Origin of the sequence: Aeromonas sp. HMWF014 (assembly GCF_963878295.1) — a bacterium.
GTDB classification, from domain to species: domain Bacteria; phylum Pseudomonadota; class Gammaproteobacteria; order Enterobacterales; family Aeromonadaceae; genus Aeromonas; species Aeromonas popoffii.
The window spans coordinates 1-2,677 of record NZ_CAWNYS010000427.1 but is presented as its reverse complement, the minus strand read 5'-3'; the positions used below and the strand labels follow the sequence as shown (position 1 = coordinate 2,677).

At 57.9% G+C, this 2,677-nt stretch carries 3 protein-coding genes and 1 pseudogene; all 4 read right to left on the bottom strand.

Features of this window, described 5'->3' with window-relative positions; genetic code table 11:
* Positions 1–575: pseudogene (locus tag AAC083_RS16900) on the bottom strand (ferredoxin); the annotation flags it as partial.
* Positions 576–678: 103 nt separating this feature from the next.
* Positions 679–1,281, bottom strand: a complete 603-nt coding sequence (locus tag AAC083_RS16895; RefSeq protein WP_108537216.1) for a DUF3306 domain-containing protein — start codon at positions 1,279–1,281, stop codon at positions 679–681.
* Positions 1,274–1,888, bottom strand: a complete 615-nt coding sequence (locus tag AAC083_RS16890) for a DUF3305 domain-containing protein (RefSeq protein WP_108537215.1) — start codon at positions 1,886–1,888, stop codon at positions 1,274–1,276. Before AAC083_RS16890 ends, AAC083_RS16895 begins: the two co-directional genes overlap by 8 nt.
* A 448-nt stretch (positions 1,889–2,336) precedes the next feature.
* A partial coding sequence (locus AAC083_RS16885; protein ID WP_219927900.1) for a hypothetical protein occupies positions 2,337–2,677 on the bottom strand: 341 nt, incomplete at its 5' end.

Sequence of the window (2,677 nt, the reverse complement as noted above, 5' to 3'; positions counted from 1 at the left end):
ATACCGGTCAGCGCGCAAAGTTCTGCGAGTCGTTCGGCCAGCCCATCGTCATCAAAGAGATGCAGATAACCCACCGGCGGGCGTTCCAGCGCAAACCGCGGGGTGCAGCCCAGATCGGCCACCAGATCAAAGCGCGGCTGTTCACTGACAGCAGCCGTTTGCTGCGGGAAGCAGATCGCGGCGAGCTCAATCCGCTCACCCTGACCATTGAGGCCGGTGAGCTGGAACTGACCGAGATACCCTGTCAGGCTCGGCTCGCGCAGGGTCAGGGCATCGAGAGATGCGGTGGCGTCGAAGATGGTTTCGAGATCCGCCGCCTCGGCATCGTGGACCGGCTCGGTCACCAGCAGAGTGGGCTTCACCCCGGCTGGCAGCAGGCTGGCGGCGCGGCGAATGCGATCTTCCGGGCCGACCAGCAGCAAGCGCCCTTGACTCTGGTAAGAGACAGTGGCCGGGATCAGGTTGTCGGTCTTGACCGTATGCCGCAGGGCATAGGCGCGAGCACGCGCGTTATGCCCGGCCGCTTCGTCGGTCAGCTTTGTGACAGATGTGGTTATGGGGTGTTCGGTGATCACATACGCTCCTGTGCGCGCCACCTCGTGGGATGGGCGCTTGTTGGTAAGCCGAGAAAGCAAGAGCCGAGCCAACTCCCCCGAAAAAAAAGTGACTGACAGGGAGTCAGGATCCTGAAGGTTCCATTCCCTTATCTTTGGCTGAGACATTTTGCCCATCACAGGAAGCCAAAATGTCCCGATCGTCGGTGGGGGTTTGAGAATGGTTATCAGCCAACCCGTGCGGCTCGTCGGCGGCGGCAACGCTGGCAACCGCAACCGGTTCAGCGGATCCGCTGGCCGGATTGGCCGATTCGCTCTCCGGGGCGATCACCTGCTCCACCAGCCAGTTGCGCAGCCCGGCGGTCAGGGCCGCGGGCAGCAGCTCCGGCTGGCTGAAATCCTGGGTGTAGTCGTCGAGCCCGTCAGGCTTGTGGTTGCGAAACATGGCCCGCAGCGCCTCCTTGTCGGGGAGCCTGGCCTTGCCCGGCTGCGCCGTTGTTAGCGGCGGTTCGCCACTCTCGGCCCCCTCAACGGCAAGGGGTTCACAGCTCCCCTTGTCAGTGCTGACTACGGTGCTATCCAGCGCGGTATCTGATATTTCACCTTCGCCACTGCCTTCGATGGGAATCGCAATCACCTCTGGGGTGGCCTCTTCCCTCGGCTGCAATACCTGATGCTTGCGCGCCTCACTCTTGCGAGAGTGCCAGCGCTTGAGGAACTCACTCATGGGCACTGTTTCCGGCCTTGTTTCCGGCACTGGTTCCAGCGTCGCTGCCACGCTCGCGACCATCGGGGCCGGTGGCTCTGACGGCGCCGCAATTGGCTTGATCTACGGCGTCTCTTGATGTCGCTACAGCCGTATCGAGACCGAGCTGATCCTGCGCCCGACCCTTACCCTTCTTGCCCTTGCGACGGGCCTCCAGCAGCTCGCCGTGACGCCCGATAAAGGCCTCCACCCAGGCTTGCAGCGCTTCGGGCAGCGGGCAGGAGAGCACCTGCCGCTCGCCATCCATATAGGCGGCGGCCACGGTCTGGCTCAGGGTCAGGCCATCGGCCACAAAGCCATTGTCCACGCGGCTTCCGGTGACAGTCCCGGTAATAAAAAGGCGCGGCGAACCGGAGCTCAAATTAAAGCGATAATCCCCCCGCTCGTCGCGAAACAGGGTAAGGGGCAGCGCACCGGCCGCTTCGGCTTCAGCAGGATGTAGCGCCGCAATCTCAAAACGGCGGCTCTGCCAGCGGCCAACCTGGCTGTCGATGGCCTTTAACTCCAGTTGCAGCCAGCGCTGCGGGGGCAAGGTATTGGTTGTGTCTTGCACTGTCACGGCTCCCATCAGAAGGTCTCTGCCGGGCCGCCCTCCCCCGTGAACCACCCCGTTCGGGGCGGATCACGGCAGGATCTTCAGGGCGGCAACGGCCATCAATGGGATAAGACATAGCAAGAGTGGGGCCAAGGCAGGGTTGGGGGCTTAGATGCGGGTTGGGGCGTAGGTTGGCGCTGAGCGTAGGTTGGTGCTGAGCGTAGGTTGGTGCTGAGCGTAGGTTGGTGCTGAGCGCAGCGAAGCCCAACATGCGGCGTAAAACCAATCCGCCAATGCCTGAACGAGGGGATAGCAATAATCGAATAAGGCCGAATTATCCGATTATTGCCTTGATTAAGAAGGTTCGTGGTAAACGTTGGGCTTCACTTCGTTCAGCACCAACCTACGATTTCACCCAGCATACGAAATACGATCAAATAAAATAGACGAGATAACATATTTAAACCAAACTAACAGATACTTATTGTTCACATAGTGTAAACATAAACCCTGTCTCTTTGACCTTGTATGCGATAATATTTTTATCATGCAAAAACTCCATACCAATAGTTACAGTTTCATTATTCCTTTTACTTGGGTCGGACTCCAAAATATGCTCTATATTTGCTTTTATGAATTCAAAGTATTGATTGAACATAAATATAACTTTATCTGAATTAAACACTGCATGAAGTGGAGCCCCATTAGCTGTCACCCCCATACCGGGACAAAGGTATTCAGTACCATCACTAACAGTCACGTTTGCATTGCAGTGCCTCTTACGTAACGTTTTGTAGTCTGATATCGTTAGAGGTGTGACAT